Origin of the sequence: Verrucosispora sp. WMMA2044, from assembly GCF_027497155.1 — a bacterium.
GTDB lineage: Bacteria > Actinomycetota > Actinomycetes > Mycobacteriales > Micromonosporaceae > Micromonospora > Micromonospora palythoicola.
In genome coordinates, this window is the sequence record NZ_CP114913.1 from 2,950,411 (window position 1) to 2,974,248 (window position 23,838).

Consider the following 23,838-nt stretch of genomic DNA (forward strand, 5'->3'; position numbering starts at 1 on the left):
CGCACCGGGCCGGGAACTCTCACTTCCGCTCGGTGACGACCTCCTTGGATCCCGGCACCACGTTGCGGGTGGCCCGCAGGCTTGTGATCGTGACCACGGTCAGCACGCCGAGGATGACCAGCAGCGAGACCACGGTGGGGATCTCCGGGACGCCCTCCCAGATGCCGTGCGCCCAGTGCAGGCCGAGCTTGATGCCGATGAAGGCCAGGATGATCGCCAGACCGTAGGTGAGGTGGACCAGCCGGCTCAGCGCCGCGTGCAGCACGAAGTACAGCGCCCGCAGGCCCAACAGGGCGAAGGCGTTAGTGGCGAAGACGAGGTACGGGTCCTCGGTGATGCCGTACACCGCCGGCACCGAGTCGACGGCGAAGACCACGTCGGTGGCGAGCACCGCCACCACCACCAGCGCGAGCGGGGTGAGCGCCCGGCGTCCGTCGACCCGCACGGTCATCTTGGTGCCGTGGTACTCGTGGACCACCGGCATGAACCGGCGCAGCAGTCGCACCGAGCGCATGGTGCCGATGTCCACTGACTGCTCGTGCCCGGTGAACGCGTCGCGGAGCAGCTTGGCGGCGGTGAACAGCAGGATCAACGCGAAGATCAGGAAGGCGAAGTCCAGGGTCTGCAGGGCCGCGGCGCCGAGGGCGATGAAGATGCCGCGCAGCACCAGCGCTCCGGTGATGCCGAACAGCAGCACCCGTTGGGCGAGCTCGGTGGGCACCGCGAAGGCGGCCAGCAGCAGCATGAAGACGAAGAGATTGTCGACCGACAGTGACTTCTCGACCAGGTAACCGGTGAGGTACTCGAAGCCCCGTTCGGAGCCGTACCGGTGCCAGACCCAGGCGCCGAAGGCCAGGGGCAGGGCTATGTAGAAGGCGCTCCAGCCGAGTGCCTCCTTGAGCGACACCTCGTGCGGGCGCCTGGTCACCAGGAAGTCGAGCACCAGCAGGGCGAGCACGCCAAGGATCGTGATCGCCCACAGCGAGGGCGTGCCTACCGAATCCAGACCGGCCGCGACAGACAAATCGGACATGGGGCCTCCTCGAACACCGTGTCATGTTCGAGGTCTCCTTCACCCACGTTTCGTGGGCAACCACCCGAGGCGCGCTCCGGGCGCGCCGTACTGACCGGCATGGTTCGTGGGAAGTACTCCCCTCGTGCTGCCAAGGTTAGGGCAGCCGAATTCCGCCCGCCACGCGGGGCGCTGCCCGCCGCAGTGGCTCCGCTCACGACGAGCGGCCCGCCGGTGGCGATCCGAGCGCCTATCGTGACCCGGTGAGCGAAGACCTGGCGACCGGCCCGCTGGCCGGCGTACGCGTGGTGGAACTGGCCGGGATCGGCCCCGGGCCGTTCGCCGCCATGATGCTGGCCGACCTGGGCGCCGACGTGATCCGGGTCGACCGGGTCGCCGAGGTGGACGCCTCGGCCTTCGGCACCCCGCACCCCGATCTGCTCAACCGGGGACGCCGCTCGATCGGAGTCGACCTGAAGTCCGCCGACGGACGCGAGGTGGTACTGGCCCTGGTCGGCGCCGCGGACGCCCTCATCGAGGGGTTCCGGCCCGGGGTCACCGAGCGGCTCGGCGTCGGCCCGGCCGACTGCCAGGCGGTCAACCCGGCCCTCGTCTACGGCCGGATGACCGGATGGGGTCAGGACGGCCCGAACGCCCCGTACGCCGGACACGACATCGACTACCTGGCGCTGACCGGCGCGCTGCACGGCATCGGGCGGGCCGGCGAGCCTCCGGTGCCGCCGATGAACCTGCTCGGCGACTTCGGCGGCGGCGGCATGATGCTCGCGCTCGGTGTCGTCTCCGCGCTGTACGCGGTCCGCGGCGGCGGCACCGGCCAGGTGGTGGACGCGGCCGTCGTGGACGGCGTCGCGGTGCTCAGCACCCAGATCCACGCGCTGCACCAGCTCGGCATGTGGCGCACCCCGCGCGGGGTCAACCTGCTCGACGGCGGTGCGCCCTTCTACGACACCTACGAATGCGCCGACGGGCGGTACCTCGCCGTCGGCGCACTGGAGCCACGCTTCTACGACGAACTGGTCCGGCGCACCGGTTTCCCACTCCCGCCGGACGAGCCGATCGACCGGACCGACCCGGCGAACTGGCCGGCGTTGCGGGCCGCCTGGGCGCGCCTGTTCCGCACCCGTACCCGGGACGAGTGGGCGGCGCTGCTCACCGCCTCCGACGCCTGCGCCGCGCCGGTACTGGACTGGCAGGAGGCGTCGGAGCACCCGCACCTGGCCGCCCGCAGGACGTTCGTGCTCCGCGACGGGGTCGTCCAGCCGGCGCCGGCGCCCCGGTTCTCCGCCACCCCGACCGCGATCCGTCGGCCGCCGCCCTGGCCGGGTGAGCACACCGACGAGGTGCTCACCGAGGCCGGCTTCGACCGGAACCGGGTCGCCCAGCTACGCGCCAGCGGAGCGGTCGGCTGACATCGGCACCGACCGGAACGCGACGACGGCTCAACGACGGCGCAGCGTCGCGCCGGGGGCCAGGGCGGGTTCGACCATGTCGCGGTAGTCGCGGGGCAGCTGGACCACCAGTTCGTCGAACTCTCCGCCGGTCACCGCCTCCCGCAGCGTCGTGAAGACGGCCCGGACCGCGTCCCGGGCGGCCGGCTCGGCCACCCCGGCACGCACGGCCACCCGGGCGACGAACTCGGCGGCACCGAACCGTTGCGCCGCCTCGATGTCCGGTGTCGGGCGCATCGGCAGCCGCAGCGGGGCCGGTAGCTGAACGGCCAGGTCCAGCACCTCGCCACCGGTCAGCCGCTCGGCCAGCGTTTCCAGCGTCGCCCGGATCAGCTCCGCCGCCCGCGACGACGAGGCGGCGGTGCGCTGGGCGACCTGGTCGACGAACGTGTCGTAGTTCATCGCGTACCCCCTCCGGCCGGCGCTTACCCACCCGACCGGTACGGAAACGGCGACCGCATTTTCGTCGGACCAGGCGCGTGAGCTGCCCCGCGTCGGGTATCCGCGCCCGGTCGTGGCCGGATCGAGGCCCGGGAGGAGTCGACACCATGGCGAGCTACGCCGACGTCCTGCAGTACCTGTCCAGCCTGGACTACCCCGCCGGGAAGGACGAGGTGCTGCGCGAGGCCGAGCGGGAAGGGGCGCCGCCGGAGGTACTGCGGGCCCTGCGGGCGCTGCCTCCGGTGGATTACGCCAACGGCAACCAGGTGGCCCGGTCGGCCGGCATCGACGCGGCGCCCGAGATCACCGACGCGCAGCGCGGCGCCCAGGGGCGCGACAAACGGCACCAGCGGGTGTCACAGCATCTGCGCGGCATCTAGGGGGCTGCCCGCCGGTAACGGCGGCTCACACCGGGCCCGTGGACAGGGGGGCGCCCCGGCCGCGAACCGCAGCCGGGGGCGCCCCTGCGTAACCGCCTGCCCTGGCGACGGTGTGCGCCCGAACCGGGTCGCGGCCACCAGGCGGCCGACAGCCACCCGAACCGGGTGGCTGCGTGCTACTGCGACGAGTTTACCGCACGCCATCAGCCGAACGGACAGTGGGTGCCGACAAAGGGGCTCATCCTGTCAGCTCGGCGTATCGCCCCTCCAGATCGACCCGGGCCAGCGCGCCGACCAGCCAGGCGAGCCGCTCCGACTCGCGGCCGCCGGCCAGCCCGGCGAGATCCTCAGCCGAGCGCCCCAGTCCGAGCCGTCGGGCCGCCGTCAGGGCCCGCCGGTCGGCGACCGGCGCGACCTCGCCCCACAACGCCTGCACCTCGCGCAGGAACAGGTCGGCGACCCGGTCGTCGACCCCCGGCAGGGCGGTCAGCAGCGCCCGCTCCCGGGCCGGGTCACGGCGCGCCGCCGACCGCAACCGCCGCAGGTCACCCCGGTAGCGCCCGACGACCGCACGGGCCAACTCGCCCAGCAGGTCGGCCAGCGCCTCGACGTCACCGCGCTGGCCGCTGTCGCGCAGCGTCCTGACCCGATCGGAGCGGGATGAACCGGACAACCGGGCCGCGCTGTCCCAGCCCGCGTCGGGCAGCGCGTGCGCACCGTCGACGGCCCGCCGGAAATCCCCCCGGCGGGCCAGCAGCACCGACAGGCAGAGCAGCTGGAACAGGCTGGACGGGTTGTTGGTGACCCGGAAGCCGTACTGCTCGGCGAAGCCCCGGCCACTGCCGGCGAGCCGGCGCGCCAACCGCTTCCTGTCCTCGATCGTGGCAACCGTGGTGGGCATGGGCGGCTGTTACCCGCGCCCAGGGTGAGTAGGCCGGGTTTCGCCGGACCGCACCTGGCTGCCGGGTCCCAGACCTCAGCGGCGGTCCAGCGTCAGTACGCATACCCCGGAATCGAGCGCCGTGGCATCAACGGGGACGAACAGGGTGGGCTGGAACGGCCCGGCGAACATCGGGATGCCTGACCCGATCACGGACGGGTGCTGCTTGATGATGAGCCGGTCGATCTCGGGCAGCAGACTGTGGGCCAACGTCCCGCCACCGACCAGCCAGATATCCAGCGCACTGCCGTCCTGTTTGAGGCTGCGGACCCGGTCGAGGGCGTCGGTGCGGACCATCTCGACGGCGGTGCCCTCGGTCACCGGCAGGGTCGTCGAGAACACCAGGTGGCGCAGGTGCGGGTAGACGTCGTCCAGCCCGGCGTCCAGGCCGAGCTGATAGGACGCCCGGCCCTCGAGCACGGTGTCGAAGACCTTCGCCGGCCCCTCGACGCCCAGTGCGGCACGGGCGGGCGCGGGCAACGTCTCCGGAAAATTCGTCACCATGTAGTCGATCAGGTCGGCTGGCACCGGGAAGTAGCTCTGCCCGCTCGGGTCACCGCCGTCCGGGCCGGCGATGAAGCCGTCGAGGGTGCTCGCGACGTAGTAGGTGAGCCGGCGCATGGGCCCTCCAGTACAGAATTCTCGACTGTCGAATCGGTGGTCGTCGGCTGGTCCGGTCGGCCTGGGGTCACTCGGCGCCCACCAGCCTCGCGAGGGTGCCTTCCAGCTCGGCGCGGCCGCGTTGCTGTCCCTCGGTCGCGGTGAGTTCGGCGAGGAGCAGTCCGTCGATGAGCGCGAGCGCGGCGTCAGCCACCTCCCGTGGGCTCGTCACGCCCCGCTCGCGGAGTCGCTGCTCGACGGCACCACGCACCCGGTGCGTGCCGGCCGCCAGGAACCCACGCAGCTCGGGGCGTCGTACGGATTCGAGTGCCAGTTCGTAGCGGGCGAGGAGCCGCTCCCGGTCGGCACCGAGCAGCCGGTCGAGCACGCGCGCGAGGTCTGCGGCGAGCGTACCGGCCGTGGCGGGGGCGATGGCCGCCTCGTCCAGCTCGGCCAGCCGATCGACGGCCGCCCGGAGCAGGTCCGCCCGGGTACGGAAGTAGTAGGAGGTCGAGCCCATCGGAAGCCCCGCCTGCCGGTCCACGGCCCGGTGGGTGAGTCCACGTCCACCTGCCCTGGCCAGCGTGGTGATCGCCGCATCCGCGATCACGGTCCGACGCTCGGTCACCATGGGCTTCCCCTCCTGTTGCTCTACAGGTGTAGAGTAGCAGGCCTCGACATCTGTAGAGGAGGAGCCCGTGTCGAACGACTACCTGGTGCACGTCCTCGTGCTCGGCCTGGCCACCACCGCCGCGTTGGTCCCACCCGCTCGACCACGGCTGCTGGCGCGGGCCGCCTTCCTGGCCGGGATGGTCGTGAACGAGGTGCCGCACCTGGTCCTGGCGCTGCTCGCGGCCTCGACGGCCGCGGCGATCTGGAGCGGAGACCTGCGCACCGACGTGCTGTCGGGCGTCCTGCTGGCGGGCGCGGTGGCGACCGCGGTGATGCTGATCCTGTTGACCCGCCGGGCCGCCCGTTCGAGGTCCGTCGCCGAGGCCGCACTGCGAGCGGCCGGCATGGACCGCGCACCGGCTCGGCGAAGCTGGTGGCGGACCGCCCTCACCCCGCTTCCGATCCGACCCCGTTCCGTGCGGCGCCTGCGCAACCTGCGCTACGGCGACCACCGGCGTCAGCGCCTCGACGTCCTGCGCCGCCGGGACCGACCCACGGGTGGCCCGGTTCTGGTCTACTTCCACGGCGGCGGCTACTTCTCGGGCAGCAAGAACTGGGAGGCTCGAGGCCTGCTGCATCACCTCGCCGCACGCGGCTGGGTGTGCGTGAGCGCGACGTACCGGCTGCGCCCCGGGGCGGGTTTCGAGGAGCACCTCGCCGACGCCGAGGCCGCGATGGCCTGGGCGCGTACGCACGCCGGAGAGCACGGCGCGGACGCCACGACGGTCGTGCTGGCGGGTAGCTCCGCAGGGGCCCATCTGACCTCTCTCTACGCGCTGCGCGCGAAGCCCGAAGAACGGCCTGCCGCGGCGGTCTGCCTCTACGGCTACTACGGCCGTTACTACGGCCGCGGCGCCGACGAGGCGGTCACGTCGACCCCGTTCGCGCTGCCGGCATCCGAGGCACCGCCTTTTCTGATCGCGCACGGAAGCCTGGACAACTACACCTCCGCCGGCACGGCGCGTGCCCTGGCGGAGAAGCTGCGGGCCGAGTCGTCGCAGCCGGTGGTCCACCTCGAACTGCCCGGCGGCCAGCACGCGTTCGACATCGTCTCCTCCTGGCGGCTGACCGCTGTCCTGGACACCCTGGACGCGCTGCTGGCCGTCATCGGCGTGGCAGCGGGAGGGACCTCGACCGGCCGATCAGCGGGTGCCGTCCCGTCGCCACCGGGGGTGCGCCGGGCGGAGGCGTTTGCCCGGCCCAGCGATCGTCACCTGGAGGCGTCGTGAAGGTGCTGATCGCCGGCGGCGGTGTCGCCGGGCTGACACTCGCGGCGCTGCTGCGTCCCCGGGGCCACCAGATCACCGTGGTCGATCCCGGTCACGGCGGCGACGACGGCTTCGCGCTCGCCCTGTGGCCGCACGGGACCCGGGTGCTGCACGCGGTCGGCGTCCACGACCGGCTGGTCGAGCGAGGGCTTCCGATGCGGCGCTACACGGCGCGGTCGGGGTCCGGGGCCCTGCTCACCACCTCCGGGCCGCCTCCCCGCATCGCCCGCCACGGATACCTGGGCATCCTGCCCCGCGGCGACCTCGTCGCGATGCTGGCCACGGTCTGCGATCAGGTGGAGCACCGAACGGGTCGCGTCGTGGCTCTGGAGCAGCGCCGCACCGGCGTCGATGCTCGTCTCGACGACGGAACCACCATCGGGGCCGACCTGTTGGTGGGTGCCGACGGCATCGGATCCGCGGTGCGCACCGCGCTCCTCGGGCCCCAGCCCCGGCACGACACGGGATGGACCTGCGCGACCTGGTGGATCGAGTCGGCAGACCACCCGGGCACCGCCGGTGAGACGCTGGAGTTCTGGGGAGCCGGCAGCTTCGTCGGCTGCTACCCGTGCCAGGGTCGGGTGTGCCTGATCGTCGGCGGCCCCTCGGACACCGTGCGGGGCCCGCAGGCCAGGGCATGGCTGCACCGGACCCTCACCGGAGCGGGCCTGCCCGCCGACCGGCTGCTGCCCGGCGCGGATCACGAGCGTCGGCTGTGGCCCATGACCGACGTGCGCTCCACCGGGTGGGTGCGCGGCCGGGTGGCGCTGGTCGGGGACGCCGCCGCGGCCTTTCTGCCGACCGCCGGAATGGGTGCCTCGATGGCACTGGAGTCGGCGGCGGCACTGGCCGACGAGCTCAGCCGGTGCGACGCCGGCCACGTGCCCACCGCGCTGCGCCTCTACGAGCGGCGGCGGAAGCGGCGGGTCGAGCGAGCACAGCGGCAGTCACGGCAGTTCGCCCGGGCGCTCTTCACCTCGTCCAGCACGCTCGCGGGCCTCCGCAACGGGCTCGTCGCCCGGATGTCCGTCGAAAGGCTGCTCGCACCCCTGGTTCGCGACCTCGAGCACCCCGCCTGAGCTGTCACCGCACTAGCCGTGGAAGCCGCCGGAACGGTCGCGGGCCTTGAGCCGGACGGTGGGCAGCGCCGGTGCGGGCAGCGGCGGGTCCGGGTCGTCGGCGACGACCCCGAACCGCCGGCCGGCCATCCAGTCCTCGCGAGCGGCGACGATCTCGTCGTGGTCCCGACCGACGAAGTTCCACCACATCACCAGCGGCTCCTCGAACGGTGTGCCACCGAGCAGCATCAACCGGCTGCCCGGCTCACCACGCAGGCTCAGCGAGTCCCGTCCCGAGCCGAGCCAGAGCAGCGCACCGGGGCTCAGCGGCAGGCCGTCGACCTCGCCGGCACCGTCGAGGACCAGCAGCGCGTACTCGAAGTCACGCCGCAGCGGCAGTCCGGCGGGCGCCGGCCCGGCCAGTTCCAGTTGCGCGCCGAGCAGCGGGGTGTGCACCCGCGCCGGTGAGCGTTCCCCAGCGAGTTCCCCGACCAGCAGGGTGACGTCGAGGTCCCCGTCGCGCCACCGGGGCAGCTCGGCGTGGTGGGCGAAGTCGGGAGCGCCGGCCCGGGCCCCGTCCGGCAGCGCCACCCACAACTGCACCCCGTGCATCAGGGGCGGATGCCGCACCGGTGAGCGTTCGGAGTGGGCGATGCCGTGACCCGAGGTCATCACGTTCAGTTGACCGGGACGGATCGGCTGCTGGTTACCGAGGCTGTCGCGGTGCAGGATCTCGCCGTCGAGCAGCCAGGTCACGGTCTGCAGGCCGGTGTGCGGGTGCGGCGGCACCTCCATGCCGGGCCGCTCGGCCACGTCGTCGGGTCCGAAATGGTCGACGAAGCACCAGGCCCCGACCAGCCGGCGGGTGCGCTGCGGCAGGAGCCGGCGCACCGTGGTGTAGCGGCCCAGCGGCACGTCGTGGCCGGGCAGCAACACGCTGCCGGGATCGACCGTCGCCACGCCGGGTGGTCGGGTCTGCGCTGGCATCGCTTCGGCACGCTCCACGACTCGACTCTACGCCCGACCCGGTCGCCCGCCCGCTCGTCGGCGAGCGGGCGCACCCGGGAGAGCAGGCTCAGCCGCCGCGTACGGTCACCACGTTGGCACCGGCCACCAGGTCCAGGAAGATCCGTCCGGCGGCCCGGTCCCAGCCCGCCGAGCCGAGCACCGTACCCGGGGCGACGCCGTCGCGGCGCTCGCCGTACACCTCGACGGCTCCGGCACCGGAGCCGGCCCGGACGCGTACCGGCACGCCGTCGGTGACCGTGACGTCGAGCTGGTTGACCCCACCGGTGACCCGCACCACGAGCGGTCCGTCGACGCTGGGCAGTCGAAGGTCGGTCCGGGTCGCACCACCCACCAGCTCCAGTCCGGACAGCCGGGCGGCACGCAGGTCCACTCGTCGCTCGGCGGCCCCGCCGGTGAGCCGCAGGTGCCAGGACACCCGGGCGTTGAGCAGCACCTCGACCGTGCCCGGCTGCTCGCCGACCCGCTCCATCCGCAGTGCCATCCGATCGCCCACCAGTTCCGGACGGGCCCGCGCGCCGGACCCGGCGGGGCTGACCACGCGGTACAGCTCCTCCCCCAACTCGATGACCCGCAGGTCGACGCGGTCCAGCCCGTCGACCAGCTCGAAGCTGGCCCGCCGTCGATCGTGCAACGGTGCGGTCCGCACCTGCTCGGGGCTTTCCCGCGCGGCCCGGGCGGCACCGCCCAGTCCGCTGGCGTCGTCCGGCGCGGCGGTCGCGCCGGCCACCGGGTTCGTTCCACCGGAGAAGACCAGGCCGAGCCGGTGCGGGTCGGAGAGGATCGCCACGACCGCGACCGCTCCCAGACCCACCACCAGTACCGCGGCGGCGACCAGCAGCCGGGCAGCCGGCGACCAGCTCGGCCGATTCGGTGGTGCCGTTTGGACGTCGGCGGGCGTCGGCGGTGACACCTCGACCTGCGACACCGGGGTTGACCCGGCTGGTGTTCGATCCTGTCCGTTCCGCACCGATCCGGCCATCGGTCTCCCCTTTCACGGTCCCCTACCGAGGGGTACGCGCCAGGAGGCGGGACGGATCAGTCGACCGGGCGTCGAACCCGGGCCCGAGCTGGCGACGAACCGCAGTGCACCGGCCGGTGGTGACGGACCGTATCCGAGGGCGCGCGGTGCCACCGAGGCCCGGGCCGGGGCGGAATCGACGGGTTCCGCCGGGTCGCCGAGGCGGTGCTGGCGCACAGCCTGGTGAGGGCGCAACGGTACCGGTGCCCGTCGGAGGGAGCGGCGGGCACCGGTACCTTGGTCTCCAGGCCCTGCCCGGAATGGTGGGTCAGCTCGCGCCACCCGCACCGAAGCGGTTGCGCCGCCGCCAGGCCAGCGTGCCGAGCAGCAGAACGGCACCGGCGGCGACGAGCCCGCCGCCGACCTTCATCGGCGTGTCCAGGCTGCTGCCGGTGACCGGCAGGTGCGGCTTCTTCTTGGGCAGCACCCGCAGTTGGGTCGAGGCGGTACGGCCGGATTCGCGGCCGGTCGCGGTGAAGGTGAGCAGACCGGTCACCGAGGGCGTGTACCGCCGGGTGAAGACCCCGTCGGAGTTGGTCCGGGCGGTGAAGCTCAACGGCGCGCTGGCCTGGAAGGCCACCGGTGCCATGGCGACGGTGCTGCCGTCGCTGCGCCGTGCCGTACCCGCGGCCGGCGCGGCCAGCGGCGACACCGAGACGACGATGTCCACCGTCTCGTTCGGCCCGAAGTTGCGGCCGGTGAGGATGACGGTCTCACCGATGAAGATGGTGGGTCGACTCACCGTCAGCGACGCCAGCACCGGCGGATACGGCGGTGGCTGGGGCGGATCGGTGACTGTCGGCGACGGCTGCGGCTGCGGTTGCGCCGCCCCCGCCGCAGCCGGCACGGCCACCACGGCCAGACCGACCGTGAGCGCCATGATGATGCGGGATAGCCGCATGGTTCGTTCCCTCCTACTGAGAACAGCTTGGTGCGGTAACAACATGGGTGGTCCATGGGGTGGCGGTCGGGGTCAGCCACAGCTCGGCCGTACCGTGGTCCGTCTTGCCGGTCAGCAGCGAGACCTCCAACGTGCGGGTCCCGCCCGGTCCGACCTCGACGTTCACGGTGGCGACCTGCCGCCGCCGCTCGGTGCCGTTGCCCACCGAGGTCTCGGCACCGTCGAGTCGGGTGTCGAGCACCGCCCCGCCGGTGGGGCCGTACACCGACACCAGGGTCCGGACGGTGTACGGATCCCCGGCCTGACCGAGACCGAGAACCGACTCGCTGAGCCCCGAGGCCGGTGCGGTGGACCGGAGCGTCACCCGGAGGCTCAACTCGCGGCGGCCATCGGCGTGGCAGTCGCCGACCCTCAGGTCGGCGGTCTGCCGCAGGTAGTAGCCGAGCTTCGCGCCGCTGCCGTCGTTGAGGAACACGCCGACAGTCGGCACGCTGTCCTGTTCCGGAAGCGCCCCGGCCATCCGGCTGTCGCCGAGTGTCCGTTGTTCCTCCGGTCGGGCACTCCAGAACAGTATCCGACGTTCTTGTACAGAGCGGTCGAATGCGGACAACAACCCATTCGGATGGATGTTACGGGCGAAAAGCGTGTCGAACACCGTGGCCGCCGCCCCGGCAAAGAAGCCGTCCTGCTCTCCCGGGCTCATCCGCTGGTAGGTGTCGCTGAGCAGGGTCCGGACCGCGTTCTCCGCGCTCAACGCCACCCCGCCCGGCACCCGCACCGGCCCGGTGGCCTTGAGCAGGTACGACAGCACCACCGGGTCGACGGCGAGGACGCCGTCCACCTTCTCCCCGGTGTGCCGCCGGTACATCTCCCGGTACAGCGCGGCGGCGGTCGGAAAGTGCGGACTGAGGTTGACGTCCGCCGGGTAGATGCCGGGTAGCTCACCCCAGAGGGCACGCACCTCCGCCGGGATCTTCAGCGGCTCGGCGAACCGGCCGAGGCTCGAGCTGCTGCCCTGGGCACCCATCTTGACCCGGCCCTTGTTCGCCTCGATCACCGCGTACGCGCCGAACATGCCGCCGGTCGCGCGCAGCTCCGCGGAGTTCTGCGACACCAGCAGGTAACGTCGTGGCCCGTCCACGCCGAGCAGCGGCGGCAACAGGCGGCTCGCCCGGTCCGCCGCCGAGGTCATCGCGGCCAACCGGTCGATCTCGCCGCGCAGCTCCGCCAGGGCGCGCCGGACCTGCCCGACCAGCCGGTCGTCGGAGACCTCGGCCAGTTCCGTGCGGGTCCGCTGCACCTCGGCGTGCACCGCGACCAGATCGTCGGTGACGGCACGCAGGCCGGTCAGGTCCAGCCGACCCTCCTGCGGCACCAGCCCGCCGAGGTCGACGCGCAGCAGCGCCGGGAACGCCTGGCGCGCCAGGTCGTCGATGGCGACGGCGATCTGCCGAACCGCGGTGAGGTTCGCCCCGGCGACCGGGGCCTGCCGGCCGAGCCACCATCCGGGATCCGCGGTGGCCCGCCGCGCCGCCCCGGACTGCTCCTGCAGGGCGGCGAGGGTCCGCTGGGCGCGGGCGGTGTCGCCACCGACCAGATGGGCGCTCAGCTCACCGGCCAGACCGGCGGCGTTGACCAGGTGGGCGCGGGCCTGCCAGCCCCGGAAGCCGACCCAGCCGGCGAGGCCCAGCAGCAGCGAGCCGACCACCAACGTGGTCAGCAGGACGCGACGCAGTCGGGCGCGCCGACGACGGCGGGACCGACCACGCCGCCGACGAGGGCTCTCGCTCTGCGTCACGTCATACCCCTTCTCGAAACGGACAGAAGACCACATTGTTCCTAGCACCTAACGGAGATTCGGGTGCGTTAATGACGGAATCAGGCGTTACGAGAGATCCGCTCGGCTCTCGTGTCGTGCCCGGTGTCGCCGGCCGCCGCCTCGCGCAGCAGCTCCTCGATCCGGTCGACGCCCGACGGCAGCGACATCTCCCGCAGGTATGCCTCCCGACCACGCCGCCCCATCTCGACCCGCGCCGGCGCGGGGATCTGCGCCGCCAGCCAGAACCGGTCCGCCAGGCTGGCCCAGTCCTCCGGCGGGCAGGACAGCCCCGCCCGAGCCCGTTCGACGAGGGCCGCGGTGTCGCCGCCGGCCGAGACGACCACCGGTGCCCCGCACGACAGCACCGCCTGGAGCTTGGCCGGCACGCTGCCGCGCAACTCCGGCAGATCACGCACCATCACCAGCTGGTAGTCGGCGGCGGCGTACAGCTCCGGCATGTCCAACGGGGAGCGCCGGTCCACGAACCGGACGTTGTCGGCCCGCAGTTCGGCGGCGAGGCCGCGGACCCGCCGCTCCTCGGCACCCGAGCCCACCAGGACCAGGTCCACGGTGTCGCCCAGGGCAGCCGCCGCCCGTACCGCCGTGTCCAGCCCCTGCCGCGCGCCGATGGTGCCGGCGTGCATCACGACGCACCGCTCGTCCCGGCGGACCAGCCGTCGGGCGGCCGGACTGGCCGGCACCGGACGGAAGACCCGCTCGTCGGTCCAGTTGAGCACCACCCGGACCCGCGCCGGGTCGATCCCGTCCGCCAGCACCGCGTCCCGCAGCGAGGGGGAGGTCACCGCGACCCGGCGGGCGGCCCGGTAGGTCCGGAGCGTGGCCCCCCGGACCCGCGCCGCCCACCTGCCGTCGTCGACGGAGTCGGGGAGCTGTTCGGCCCAGACGTCCGGCACGTGCAGCACCAGCGGCACCGGGCCGAGCAGGCGGAGCAGCGCCGCCGAGGCGAACGCGGCGGCCGGCGGCTGATGCACGTACAGCACGTCCACTCCGGCCAGGAAGCGCCGGCCGACGAGCGCCGCGCTGCCGGCGAAGGTGAGCCAGGAGGCCATCCGGCCCCGTACCGTGACGTCGCCGGTGCTGTACCGGGGCACCCGCCGCACGGTCAGCCCCCGGCTGCGGGTCTCGTGGTGCCAGCGCTGCCGCCAGCCCGGGTAGACGTGCCCGCCCGGATAGTCGGGGAAGCCGGTCAGCACCCGTACCTCGTGTCCCCGCGCGGCCAGTTCCTCGGCGAGGCTGCCGGGAATGAACGCCGGCTCCGGTGGGAAGTGGTACGTCACGATCCCGATTCGCACCGGGACACCCCCGTCTCCGCGTACCGGTTCGGCGCGCCGCCCGGGACCGGGGACGCGACGACTGCGTACGATCTCGGCAACCCCTCATCGGGTGGACGCCGCCGGCGACCGCCCGTCGTCGCGGCGCCACCGCCCGCGACCGCGTCGTCCAGGGGGTTCCACATGCTCAGCGGGGTGCTGTTCGTCTGCCACGCCAACCTGTGCCGGTCACCGATGGCCGAGTTCGCCGCGCGTCGCCTGCTCGCCGGGCAACCGGTGACGGTGGCCAGCGCCGGCACCGACGCCGTCGAGGGCCTGGCCATGCACCCGTACGCGGCGGCGATCGCCGCCGAGACCGGTGACGACCCGACGTCGTTCCGCAGCCGACGGCTGCTGCCGGAACACCTCACCGGGGCGGTGCTGGTGCTGACCGCCACCCGGCGCCAGCGCTCGATCTGCACCGCGCTGGCACCGGCCGCGCTGCATCGGACGTTCACGCTGCGCCAGTTCGGCCGGCTCGCCGCGGCGGCCGAGCCGGCGGGGACCGAGCAGGACGATCCGGTCCGGGCCGCGGTGGCCGCCGCGGCCCTGGCCCGGGGGCGGTTGCAACCCGCCCCCGCGGACGCCGACGACCTGCGGGACCCGGTGGGCGGCACCCCGGAGGACTTCCGCCGCTGCGCGGAGGAGATCGACCGGGCGCTGCGGCCACTGGCGACGCTCATCGGGACAGCCGGGTGAGTTCCTGCGTGTGGTCGCTCACCTCGCCGGCGTGGGCCCGCTCGGCATGCCGGCCGGCCCTGCTCCGGTCGGTCGGCACCGACTGACCACCACTCGCGGCGGCCACCACCCGGTACGCCTCGTACTGGTACGCCTCGGCCTTGGGCACCCGGGCCATGTTCAGCACGCAGCCGAGCAGCCGCACCGACACCGAGTGCAGGGCCCGGGCGGCCGCGGCGACCTGGGCGCGCGAGGTGCGTCCCTGCTGGGTGACCAGCAGTGCGCCGTCGGCCTGCACCGCGACCACCACACCGTCGGTGACCGCGAGCAGCGGCGCGGTGTCGATGATGACGATGTCGGCGGACTCCCGAAGGGCGAGCAGCAGGTCCGACATGGCCTTGGAGCCGAGCAGTTCGCTCGGGTTGGGTGGCGCGGAGCCGCTGGGCAGCACGAGCAGCGACTTGTCCCCCCAGCGCTGGACCACGTCGCCCACCTGCACGTCGCCGACGAGCACGTCGGTGAGCCCCACGCCCCGGTCGATGCCCAGGTAGTCGCCGACCTTCGGTCGGCGCAGGTCGGCGTCGACGAGCAGGACCCGCCAACCCGCCTCGGCCAGGGCGATCGCCAGGTTGCACGACAGGGTGGTCTTGCCCTCGCCCTGCAGGGCACTGGTGACGGCGATGACCCGGGCCGGCTCGTGCACGTCGACGAAGCGCAGGTTCGTGCGCAGCTTGCGGATGGCCTCGGCGCGCGCCGAGGTGGCGGCCTCGCCGACGATCAGCGGGGCCGACCGGGCGCTGGTGTCGATCGGGATCTCACCGAGCAGCGGACTGCCGGTCACCCGCTGCAGCCCGGCCGCGTCGCGCAGCCGGACGTCGGCCATGCCGCGCAGGAGCGCCAGGCCGATGCCGCCCAGCAGGCCGAGCAGGGCGCCGATCGCGGTGTTGCGCACCGGCTGCGGCGACACCGGCGTGGGGGTCACCCGCGGTCCACTCACCACTTCGATCTTGATCGGCCCGGGGCTGCCGTCCGGTCGCGTCTCGACCTTCTGCACGAGTTCGACGAACTTCGCCGAGAGCGCCTCGGTCACCCGCAACGCCCGGGTCTGGTCGGTGTCGGTCACCGACGCCCGCAGCAGCACGGTACCGGTCTCGGTGGAGGTGCTGACCCGGCGCTGAATCTCCTCGGCGGTCAACCCGAGCTGGCTGTCGGAGACCGCGGCCTGCGCCAACCGGTCACTGGTCAGCAGCTCCGCGTACGACTTCACCCGCTGCTGGAGGAAGAGCCCGCCCTGGTAGGCGTCGGTGACGCCCTGGCTCGGCGTGGTGACGAAGAAGGTGACCGAAGCGACGTAACGAGGCTGGGCCCGCACGGTGACCAGCGCGGTCACGCCCAGCGCCACCATGAGGGTGACCAGGACGATCCACCAGTGCCGGCGCACCAGGCGTAGTTGGCGGTACAGGTCCATCAGGCGGGCCTCCGTACCGGGCCGGTAACGCCAAAGAACTTCACGAAAACCCCCAAGGTCGACTCAATCTCGTGAAACCATTAAAGCGGCTCATGCGGCTTATGTCCGGAGTTAGGTATTTTCTGAATAGCCGATCTCGTCCGCAGTGACCAACCGGACCGACGGTCCGTCGGAATCGCTCCGATCCGGAAAAAATGCGATGTCGTCGCCGAGCGCTCCGGGCGGCTCGGCTGCGTCCTGTGGGAAGAGTCGCGTCGGCTCCGCTCGCGACGGCCGTCGGCTCTGGATAGGGTCTTGCACGGGTGTGCCGGGAAGCCTGGTCGGCGATGGTGCCGTGCTGCCCTCCGACGGACGAGGTGGACCCCACGTATGACCGACCAGAACCCGCGCCCTGAGCGCCGCGGCGTGAGCCGCCTGTTCGCCCGTACCTCCTGGCCGGAGGCGCGCTTCCTGGCCGACGTGCTGCGCACCGAGACAGTCGGTGGCGCCCTGCTCCTCTTCGGTGCCGTGATCGCCCTGGTCTGGGCGAACTCACCATGGAGTGACGCCTACGCGGCGCTGGGGCGGTGGGTGCCCTGGTCGGGCGGCGAGGCGCTGCACCTCGACCTCGACCTCGCCACCTGGGCCGCCGACGGCCTGCTGGCCATCTTCTTCTTCGTGGTCGGGCTGGAGCTCAAGCGCGAGTTCGTCGCCGGTGAATTGCGTGATCCGCGGCGGGCTGCGCTGCCGGTGGTGGCGGCGGTCGGCGGAATGGTCGTGCCGGCGCTGATCTTCGTGGCCGTCAACGTCGCCGGTGGTGGTGACGGACTGCGCGGTTGGGCGATCCCCACCGCCACCGACATCGCGTTCGCGCTGGCGGTGCTGGCCGTGATCGGGGCCTACCTCCCGCAGGGGCTGCGGGCCTTCCTGCTCACCCTGGCCGTGGTCGACGATCTGCTGGCCATCACCATCATCGCGGTCTTCTACACCGACGACTTCAGCGTGCTCCCGCTGCTCGGCGCGCTGGTGCCGATCGCCCTGTTCGGCCTGCTGGTGCAGCGCCGCCGCACCTGGTGGTGGGCGCTCATCCCGCTCGCCGTGGTGGCCTGGACCCTGGTGCACTCCTCCGGCGTGCACGCCACCGTGGCCGGCGTACTGCTGGGCTTCACCGTGCCGGTGCTCGCCGGCAAGGGCGGCGACGCACGTCGCCCGATGCCCGGTCTCGCCGAGCACCTGGAGCACGTGTGGCGACCGGTCTCGGCCGGCTTCGCGGTGCCGGTCTTCGCGTTCTTCGCCGCCGGCGTCTCGCTGCGCGGCGCGGACCTCGCCGCGGTGGTCACCGACCCGATCGTCCTCGGCATCGTCCTCGGCCTGGTCGTCGGCAAGTGCGTCGGCATCCTCGGCTCCACCTTCCTGCTGGCCCGGTTCACCCGGGCCAGCCTGGACGAGGACATCAGCTGGTCGGACCTGCTCGGCGTGTCGTTCCTGGCCGGTATCGGCTTCACCGTGTCGCTGCTCATCGGCGAGCTGGCCTTCGGCTCCGCCGGCACCGAGGGCGACAACGTCAAGGCTGCGGTGCTGGCCGGCTCGTTGATCTCGGCGCTGCTGGCCACCGTGGTGCTACGGCGGCGCAACAAGGTGTACCGGGCCATCGCCCTCAAGGAGCAGGTCGACCAGGACCAGGACGGCGTGCCGGACGTCTACCAGAAACCGGCCGGCTGACGGCGCCCGCTCACTCACCTGGGAAACGCCCGGTCGACCCGCTCGGCCGGGCGTTTCCCGTCTCGCGACCGCCGGCGGAAATCCGCGGTCAGCGCGGTACGCACCAGCAGGCGCAGCGCCACGATCGCCACCAGCACGGCGATCTCCGTCCAGGACTGCTCCCCGGCCAGCCGCAGCAGGCCGGCGGCGAGCAGCATGTCGAGCAGCACCCCCAGGGCCGTCGCGCGGGAGCCGGTGGTCAGCAGCGCCACGGTCGCGCCGAGCACGCCGAAGGCCGTGATGAGCGCGGACAGCAGCGATCTCATCGGTCGTCGACCTGCCGCTGCTCGTGTTCGATCTCCCGGTCCAGCACGTAGTTCAACACCGTCCGGATGGCGGCGATGGCGGCCAGTTGGCCGATCTGCGCGAAGGTCGGCGACAACGCGGTACGCAGGATGTCCGCCGCCAACTGGAACTCCAGGCCGAGGGTCAGGAACCGCCCCAGGGACAGCCGGATCCGGGTGAACACGGCGGCGTCGCGGTGGCGCAGCCCGTCGACCACGAACCGCAGCGCGGCCAGGGCCGCACCGACGACGATGACGAACGCGCCCACCAACTCGACCCCGGTCACCAGCAGCTGGTGGCCCCGTTGGAGGATGACCTCGACGTCCACCCCGGCGCCTTACCCGGCCTGGATCCGGGTAGTCGACGCCCGGGGCGCACGAGTGAACCCGGTCAGCGCGGTCGCGGCGCGGGTGTCGACGGCGTTCAGCGCAGCTGGATCACCGCGTCGACGATGAGCCAGACACCACTGACGGCGAAGAGCGTGGCGGCGCCGTACCTGATGGTTCGTTCCGGCAGTTTCCGGCCGAGCAGCCGGCCGGCGACGATCGCCAACGCGTCGGCCGCGACCATGCCGACGGTCGAGCCGATCCAGGTGCCGAACCAGCCGTACTGGGTGGCCAGCGTGATGGTGGCGAGCATCGTCTTGTCACCCAGTTCGGCGAGGAAGAACGCGACGCCGACGGTGAGCACGGCCGACCTGCCGCCGCGGGCGGCGCGACGCTCGTCGTCGGCGGTGAGCCGGTCGCCCCGCAGCGTCCACGCGCCGAAGCCGAGGAAGGCCAGACCCGCCAGCAGCGAGATCCAGCCGGTCGGCAGGGTCGCGCCGAGGCCGTGGCCGATCGCCACCGAGGCGAGGTGCACCAGGGTGGTGGCGACGGTGATGCCGATCAGCACCGGCAACGTGCGGTACCTCGTGGCGAAGGCCAGCGCCATGAGCTGGGACTTGTCTCCCAGTTCGGCCACGAAGATGACACCGAAGCTGATCACCAGCGCGGCGAGGAACCCGTCCATGATGTCCTTCCCGGATCAGGCCGGGAGAAGGTGTGGGGACGCCCTCGACCCGGCCGCAACAGCCTGGGTCGAAGGTCTCGCCCGCCTCGCCGAACGAGGCCGGGTGGCCGGGCGCGTGACGCGCCAGTATGTCGACCACGACGTTATGGGCTACTCCCCTTCGCTGCGCCCAGCCTAGCCGATCGTCCGGCGGCGGATCATCCGGGTCGGCCGACGACCGCTCACACGGCGCGGGCCAGGGTCACCCCGAACAGGCCGTCCGGGTCGGTCCAGAACCGCTCGGTCCGGAGACCCGCGGCAGCCAGTTCGCCCGAGATGCCTTCCGGGCGGAACTTCGCCGACACCTCGGTCCGCAGGTCCTCACCGGCGGCGAAGTCGACGTCCAGGTCGAGCACCGTCACCCGCATCGACCGTCGCGCCCGCAGCCGCATCTCGATCCACTCCTGCTCCGGGTTCCAGAGCGCGACATGAGCGAACCCCGCCGGGTCGAAGTCGGCGTCGAGTTCCCGGTTGAGCACCCGCAGCACGTTGCGGTTGAACTCGGCGGTCACCCCGGCCGCGTCGTCGTACGCGGGCACGATCACCGCCGGGTCCTTGACCAGGTCGGTGCCGACCAGCAGCCAGTCGCCCGCCTCCAGCGCGGCGCGCATCGCGGCGACGAAATCGGCCCGTTCGACAGGCAGCAGGTTGCCGATCGTGCCACCGAGGAAGATGACCAGCCGCCGCCCGCCGGTCGGCAGTCGATCCAGGTGGCGGGTGAAGTCCCCGACGATGCCGCGCACCCGCAGCCCCGGGTAGTCGGCGGCGAGGGCGGCCGTGGAGCCGGCCAGCGCGCTGACCGAGACGTCCAGTGGCACGAAGGTGCCGAGACCGCCGCGCCGGGTGAAGGCGTCCAGCAGCAGGCGAGTCTTCTCCGAGGAACCGGAACCCAGCTCGATGAGGGTCTTCGCGCCGGTCAGTTCGGCGATCTCCACCGCCCGCTCGGCCAGCACGGCCCGCTCGGCCCGGGTCGGGTAGTACTCGGGCAGTCGGGTGATCTCGTCGAAGAGTTCGCTGCCCCGGGCGTCGTAGAACCACTTCGGCGGCAGCCACTTGGCCGCCGCGGTCAACCCGATGCGGACGTCCCGTCGCAGGCTACGGCTGAGGTCCCGGTCGTCGAGGTGGATCTCGAGCGGCTCAGCGCCCATCTGCTGTCCCCTTCCGTCGTGTCTGACAGGTGCGTGCAATCCCGCGCACGCCCGGTGGTGCCTCGTCGGCCCGCCTCACCACGCGGCCAGTGCCTGCTGGCGTAGCTCGGTCGCGGTGGCCTGCACGAGCTGCCCGTCGGGCACCTCGCGCCACCCCGGTTCGTCGTCGTGCGGCTCGGAGACCAGCAGCACCGACGCGGGTGTGGCCCGCAACGACAGGGCGTGCCCGGCCGCGCTGGCGACCACCGTGTGCCCGTCGGTGAGCAGCACGTTGAGCCGTGAGCCGGGTGCCGCCGCGGCCACCGAGGTGACCGTCTCGGCGACCGCCCGGGCCGGCGCGACACCGGCGCGCAACCGGTCACGGACCAGCGCCCACAGCAGCGCCGAGTCGGTCGTCGCGTCCAGGGTGAGCAGGTCCCGCACGGGCAGCTCGGCGGCGAGCGGAACCATCGAGTCGGGCCAGCCGCGCACCACCCCGTTGTGGCTGAACAGCCACCGCCCCTCGGTGAAGGGCGCGGCGGCGGTGTCGACGATCGCCATGCCGACCGTGGCCGAGCGGACGGCGGCCAGCACCGCGCCGGCGGAGGTGACCGCCGCCAGCTCGGCGATGGTCGGGTCGCTCCAGATCGGCTGTGCCCGGCGGTACCGCACCGGCGCGGCGCCGTCCGGGTACCACCCGATGCCGAAGCCGTCGGCGTTGATCGTCCCGCCGCCGCGCATGTCGCGTGGGGCCCAGGACTGGCGCAGCAATGAGTGCGGCGGGTCGAACAGCAGTTCCCGCAGGGTCACCGGCGGCCCCAGATAGGCCAGGTGTCGGCACATCAGACGACCGGCTTTCCGACCCTCACCGGTGTGCCTCGTCGGGCCGAGCGTCGCGAGCGCACCGGAAGCCGCTGAAGATCTGCCGCCGGATGGGATAGTCCCAGTTGCGGAACGTGCCGCGGCAGGCCGCCCGGTCGGTGCCGAACGAACCGCCCCGCAGCACCTGGTAGTCGTCGCCGAAGAAGACCTCGGAGTACTCCCGGTAGGGGAAGGCCGCGAAGCCCGGGTAGCCCCGGAAGGGGGTGGCGGTCCATTCCCACACGTCACCGATGAGCTGATGCACGCCCAGCGGCGAGACGCCTGCCGGATAGGCGCCCACCGGTGCCGGCGACAGGTGCCGTTGGCCCAGGTTGGCGTGCGCGGAGGTGGGGTCGTCGTCGCCCCACGGATAGCGTCGGGACCGGCCGGTCGCCGGATCCCACCGGGCGGCCTTCTCCCACTCCGCCTCGGTGGGCAGCCGCTTGCCCGCCCAGGTGGCGTACGCCTGCGCCTCGTGAAAGCAGACGTGCACCACCGGCTCGTCGTCGCGGACCCGGTCCCAACGGCCGAAGCGCAGGTAGGACCAGCCGTCGCCGTCCCGCCGCCAGTGCATCGGCGCGACCAACCCGGCCTGCCGGCGATGCCGCCAGCCCGCCTCGGTCCACCAGCGCGGGTCGTCGTATCCCCCGTCGGCGATGAAGGCGCGGTACGCACCGTTGGTCACCGGTGCGGCGTCGATGACGTACGCGGGCAGCTCCACCCGGTGGGCCGGCCGCTCGTTGTCCAGGGCCCAGGGGTCCGTGTCGGTGCCCATCACGAAGGGACCGGCGGGCACCAGCACCTCGGCGGGCACCCGTACGGTCGGCTCGGGTGGCGGCGGCGCGTGCAGCGCCACCGGGCCGGACCGCAACTGGTGGGTGGCGAGCATGGTCTCGTCGTGCTGCTGCTCGTGCTGCACGATCATGCCGAAGGCGAACCCGTCGGCGACCAGCCGAGAACTGTCGAAGGTGACGCGGTCCAGCAGGTCGTAGACCTTCTCCCGAACCGTGGCCACGTACGCCCGGGCCTCCGCCGGGGGCAGCAGCGGCAACGACGGGCGGTCCCGACGCGGTTGCTTGAACGCGTCGTACAGGTCGTCGATGTCGCACCGGACGGCCTCCCGCCCGCCGACGTCGCGCACCAGCCACAGCTCCTCCTGGTTGCCCACGTGCGCCAGGTCCCAGACCAGCGGGGACATCAGCGGTGAGTGCTGGCGCATCAGATCGGCGTCGTCCACCGCCTCGGTCAGCAGGGCGGTCCGGGCACGGGTACGGGCGAGTTCCGCCGCGATCCGGTCGCGCAACCCCTCGGTGTCGCGGTCGGTGCTGGTGTCGGTCACGGCTGACTCCTCTCCGCGGCGGCACACCGCCGTCGTAGTCCGTGGTCGATCTCCCGGTGCAGGGCCGGCGGCAGCTCCAGCCTCGGAAGCGCGCTCCGGGCCAGGTCGAGCAGCCCGGTGGCGGCGCGGGCCAGGGTCGCGTCCCGCAGGCCGTACCGCGCGGCGCGGTGCCAGCCGTCGGCGGCGGGCGCGGTCACCGCCATCGCCGCGTCGATCGTGTCGGGGCCGCTGAGCAACGCGCTGAACACCGCCAACGGCAGGACCCAGCCCCGCCCCGGTTGCGCGTCGAGGTATCGGATCTCCAGGTAGCCCCGGGGACGCACCGGCGGGAAGAGCGTGCTGACGTGGTACTCCAGGTCGTCGACGCGGGGCGGCCGGTGCAGCGCCCCGTCGATCCAGTCGGCGAACGTCACATCCGGCGGTGCGGTCCAGTCCGGACCGTCACCCCGCACGCAGAGCAGCGGCGCGGCCAGCACGTAGGCCGTCCAGGCGGCCACCGGATCCCGGTCGGCCCGGGCGGGCGTCCAGACCGGGGCGGTGCGGGCGGGGTCGATGCGCCACCACGCGCCCATCCGGGCCGACGCCCAGCCGGTGTCCCGGCCGGCATTGGCGAAGGTGGCGAGCAGGGGTGGGCCGGCCGCGTGTACCAGTTGCCACCGGGCCAGCAGGTGCTCGGGCTGCCCGACGTCGAGGCAGATCTGCAGGCCGGCCGTGCTGTACATCATCGTCCGCCCGTCCGGGCCGCGACGGTCGAAGACCTGGCGCATCGCCCGGTAGCGGGGGGTGTCGATCACCGGCCGGGGAGGTCGGTACGGATCGATGCCGGACCGGCCGAGGGCAAGGCCGGCGGCGTCCAACAGTCTGGTTGCCTGCGCCACGTCGGACTGGGTGGCGTCGATCAACGCGGTGACGCGGGCTCGCGGTGGGGTGGAGATCTCCAGTTGTCCGCCCGGCTCGACGGTCATCGCGCCGCCCTGGAGCAGGCGCAGGGCCGGGCTGGTCGGGTCCAGCGTGGTGGGGGCGTAAGGCCCCAGCGCCGCGCGCAGCCGCGCGGCGTCGACCGGGCGGGCCGGATCGACGGCGTCGTGGACCGTCCATTCCAGCTCGACCCCGGTGAGGGTGGGTGGACCGGTTTTGAAGCAGATCCGGGCGAGGTGCCGGGCAGCAGCGGCGCGGTCCCGCAGCACCGGGATCCGGTCCACCTCCGGTGACATCACCATGCGTGGCTCCTTCCCGATCGATCCGCCGCCACGGTAGCCCACCCCGGTGACATCAAATCCGGGTGAACCTGAACGGCACGGTGCCGGCACATCAGCTCCGGACGCCTGGCATGTCGCCTTCGGTGGCAGGTT

At 72.8% G+C, this 23,838-nt stretch carries 24 protein-coding genes; 6 read left to right on the forward strand and 18 right to left on the reverse strand.

Annotated elements, in window-relative coordinates; all coding sequences use genetic code 11:
• Positions 1 to 19 precede the first annotated feature (19 nt).
• Positions 20 to 1,033 (reverse strand): TerC/Alx family metal homeostasis membrane protein, encoded by a 1,014-nt coding sequence (locus tag O3597_RS13340; RefSeq protein WP_164447299.1) that lies wholly within the window; start codon positions 1,031 to 1,033, stop codon positions 20 to 22.
• 242 nt (positions 1,034 to 1,275) lie between these two features.
• Between O3597_RS13340 and O3597_RS13345 the strand changes: the two genes are divergently transcribed.
• Positions 1,276 to 2,442 carry a CaiB/BaiF CoA-transferase family protein gene (locus tag O3597_RS13345; RefSeq protein WP_164447300.1) on the forward strand — a complete coding sequence of 389 codons (1,167 nt, stop codon included), beginning with the start codon at positions 1,276 to 1,278 and terminating at the stop codon, positions 2,440 to 2,442.
• 30 nt (positions 2,443 to 2,472) lie between these two features.
• Here O3597_RS13345 and O3597_RS13350 read toward each other — a convergent pair whose 3' ends face one another.
• The gene (locus tag O3597_RS13350) at positions 2,473 to 2,883 is read right to left on the reverse strand and encodes a DUF2267 domain-containing protein (RefSeq protein ID WP_281604340.1); all 411 of its coding nucleotides are present in this window, start codon (positions 2,881 to 2,883) and stop codon (positions 2,473 to 2,475) included.
• A gap of 146 nt (positions 2,884 to 3,029) precedes the next feature.
• Between O3597_RS13350 and O3597_RS13355 the strand changes: the two genes are divergently transcribed.
• A complete protein-coding gene (locus tag O3597_RS13355) occupies positions 3,030 to 3,302 on the forward strand; it encodes a DUF2795 domain-containing protein (protein ID WP_164447302.1) in 273 nt (90 codons plus the stop codon).
• Positions 3,303 to 3,540: 238 nt separating this feature from the next.
• Here O3597_RS13355 and O3597_RS13360 read toward each other — a convergent pair whose 3' ends face one another.
• The 3 genes from O3597_RS13360 to O3597_RS13370 form a co-directional block, all read right to left on the reverse strand.
• Positions 3,541 to 4,203 (reverse strand): hypothetical protein, encoded by a 663-nt coding sequence (locus O3597_RS13360; RefSeq protein ID WP_281604341.1) that lies wholly within the window; start codon positions 4,201 to 4,203, stop codon positions 3,541 to 3,543.
• A gap of 75 nt (positions 4,204 to 4,278) precedes the next feature.
• Complete coding sequence (locus O3597_RS13365; RefSeq protein WP_164447303.1) at positions 4,279 to 4,863, reverse strand: dihydrofolate reductase family protein; 585 nt, start codon at positions 4,861 to 4,863, stop codon at positions 4,279 to 4,281.
• 67 nt (positions 4,864 to 4,930) lie between these two features.
• Positions 4,931 to 5,473 carry a TetR/AcrR family transcriptional regulator gene (locus O3597_RS13370; protein WP_164447304.1) on the reverse strand — a complete coding sequence of 181 codons (543 nt, stop codon included), beginning with the start codon at positions 5,471 to 5,473 and terminating at the stop codon, positions 4,931 to 4,933.
• A 67-nt stretch (positions 5,474 to 5,540) separates the two neighbouring features.
• Here O3597_RS13370 and O3597_RS13375 point away from each other — a divergent pair, with 67 nt between their 5' ends.
• Together O3597_RS13375 and O3597_RS13380 are read left to right on the forward strand one after the other, a co-directional pair.
• Positions 5,541 to 6,743: an alpha/beta hydrolase gene (locus O3597_RS13375; RefSeq protein ID WP_281604342.1), complete on the forward strand. Its 1,203-nt coding sequence runs from the start codon at positions 5,541 to 5,543 to the stop codon at positions 6,741 to 6,743.
• Complete coding sequence (locus O3597_RS13380) at positions 6,740 to 7,861, forward strand: NAD(P)/FAD-dependent oxidoreductase (protein WP_281604343.1); 1,122 nt, start codon at positions 6,740 to 6,742, stop codon at positions 7,859 to 7,861. Before O3597_RS13375 ends, O3597_RS13380 begins: the two co-directional genes overlap by 4 nt.
• 12 nt (positions 7,862 to 7,873) lie before the next feature.
• Here the strand turns inward: O3597_RS13380 and O3597_RS13385 are convergent, their stop codons facing one another.
• From O3597_RS13385 to O3597_RS13405, 5 genes are all read right to left on the reverse strand, one after another.
• Complete coding sequence (locus O3597_RS13385; RefSeq protein ID WP_164447306.1) at positions 7,874 to 8,845, reverse strand: pirin family protein; 972 nt, start codon at positions 8,843 to 8,845, stop codon at positions 7,874 to 7,876.
• A gap of 70 nt (positions 8,846 to 8,915) precedes the next feature.
• Positions 8,916 to 9,794: a hypothetical protein gene (locus O3597_RS13390; protein ID WP_281604344.1), complete on the reverse strand. Its 879-nt coding sequence runs from the start codon at positions 9,792 to 9,794 to the stop codon at positions 8,916 to 8,918.
• A gap of 361 nt (positions 9,795 to 10,155) precedes the next feature.
• Positions 10,156 to 10,788, reverse strand: a complete 633-nt coding sequence (locus tag O3597_RS13395) for a hypothetical protein (RefSeq protein WP_281604345.1) — start codon at positions 10,786 to 10,788, stop codon at positions 10,156 to 10,158.
• Between the two features lie 13 nt (positions 10,789 to 10,801).
• Positions 10,802 to 12,586, reverse strand: coding sequence for a DUF4012 domain-containing protein (locus tag O3597_RS13400; RefSeq protein ID WP_281604346.1), 1,785 nt, complete (start codon positions 12,584 to 12,586; stop codon positions 10,802 to 10,804).
• Positions 12,587 to 12,666: 80 nt separating this feature from the next.
• A complete protein-coding gene (locus O3597_RS13405) occupies positions 12,667 to 13,920 on the reverse strand; it encodes a glycosyltransferase family 4 protein (protein ID WP_281604347.1) in 1,254 nt (417 codons plus the stop codon).
• 162 nt (positions 13,921 to 14,082) lie between these two features.
• On the opposite strand from O3597_RS13405, the gene O3597_RS13410 reads away from it, so the two are divergent.
• Positions 14,083 to 14,637 (forward strand): low molecular weight phosphatase family protein, encoded by a 555-nt coding sequence (locus O3597_RS13410; RefSeq protein WP_281604348.1) that lies wholly within the window; start codon positions 14,083 to 14,085, stop codon positions 14,635 to 14,637.
• Here the strand turns inward: O3597_RS13410 and O3597_RS13415 are convergent.
• Positions 14,618 to 16,084, reverse strand: coding sequence for a polysaccharide biosynthesis tyrosine autokinase (locus O3597_RS13415; protein ID WP_164447308.1), 1,467 nt, complete (start codon positions 16,082 to 16,084; stop codon positions 14,618 to 14,620). The two genes, O3597_RS13410 and O3597_RS13415, sit on opposite strands and share 20 nt — an antisense overlap.
• Before the next feature lie 369 nt (positions 16,085 to 16,453).
• On the opposite strand from O3597_RS13415, the gene nhaA reads away from it, so the two are divergent.
• A complete protein-coding gene (nhaA, locus tag O3597_RS13420; protein ID WP_281604349.1) occupies positions 16,454 to 17,785 on the forward strand; it encodes a Na+/H+ antiporter NhaA in 1,332 nt (443 codons plus the stop codon).
• A 14-nt stretch (positions 17,786 to 17,799) separates the two neighbouring features.
• On the opposite strand, the gene O3597_RS13425 is transcribed toward nhaA, so the two are convergent.
• From O3597_RS13425 to O3597_RS13455, 7 genes are all read right to left on the reverse strand, one after another.
• Entirely contained in the window at positions 17,800 to 18,090 is a 291-nt protein-coding gene (locus tag O3597_RS13425) for a DUF1622 domain-containing protein (protein ID WP_164447310.1), read from the reverse strand.
• Positions 18,087 to 18,437: a DUF1622 domain-containing protein gene (locus O3597_RS13430; RefSeq protein WP_164447311.1), complete on the reverse strand. Its 351-nt coding sequence runs from the start codon at positions 18,435 to 18,437 to the stop codon at positions 18,087 to 18,089. The genes O3597_RS13425 and O3597_RS13430 overlap by 4 nt, the downstream gene beginning before the upstream one ends.
• Before the next feature lie 95 nt (positions 18,438 to 18,532).
• On the reverse strand, positions 18,533 to 19,120 hold the full coding sequence (locus O3597_RS13435; RefSeq protein WP_281604350.1) for a TMEM165/GDT1 family protein: 588 nt from the start codon (positions 19,118 to 19,120) through the stop codon (positions 18,533 to 18,535).
• Between the two features lie 221 nt (positions 19,121 to 19,341).
• Positions 19,342 to 20,307 carry an L-histidine N(alpha)-methyltransferase gene (gene egtD, locus O3597_RS13440; RefSeq protein WP_281604351.1) on the reverse strand — a complete coding sequence of 322 codons (966 nt, stop codon included), beginning with the start codon at positions 20,305 to 20,307 and terminating at the stop codon, positions 19,342 to 19,344.
• Between the two features lie 75 nt (positions 20,308 to 20,382).
• Positions 20,383 to 21,129 (reverse strand): ergothioneine biosynthesis protein EgtC, encoded by a 747-nt coding sequence (gene egtC, locus O3597_RS13445; RefSeq protein WP_164447314.1) that lies wholly within the window; start codon positions 21,127 to 21,129, stop codon positions 20,383 to 20,385.
• A gap of 22 nt (positions 21,130 to 21,151) precedes the next feature.
• Positions 21,152 to 22,486: an ergothioneine biosynthesis protein EgtB gene (gene egtB, locus O3597_RS13450; RefSeq protein ID WP_164447315.1), complete on the reverse strand. Its 1,335-nt coding sequence runs from the start codon at positions 22,484 to 22,486 to the stop codon at positions 21,152 to 21,154.
• On the reverse strand, positions 22,483 to 23,706 hold the full coding sequence (locus O3597_RS13455) for a glutamate-cysteine ligase family protein (protein WP_281604352.1): 1,224 nt from the start codon (positions 23,704 to 23,706) through the stop codon (positions 22,483 to 22,485). Before O3597_RS13455 ends, egtB begins: the two co-directional genes overlap by 4 nt.
• Between the last annotated feature and the right edge of the window lie 132 nt (positions 23,707 to 23,838).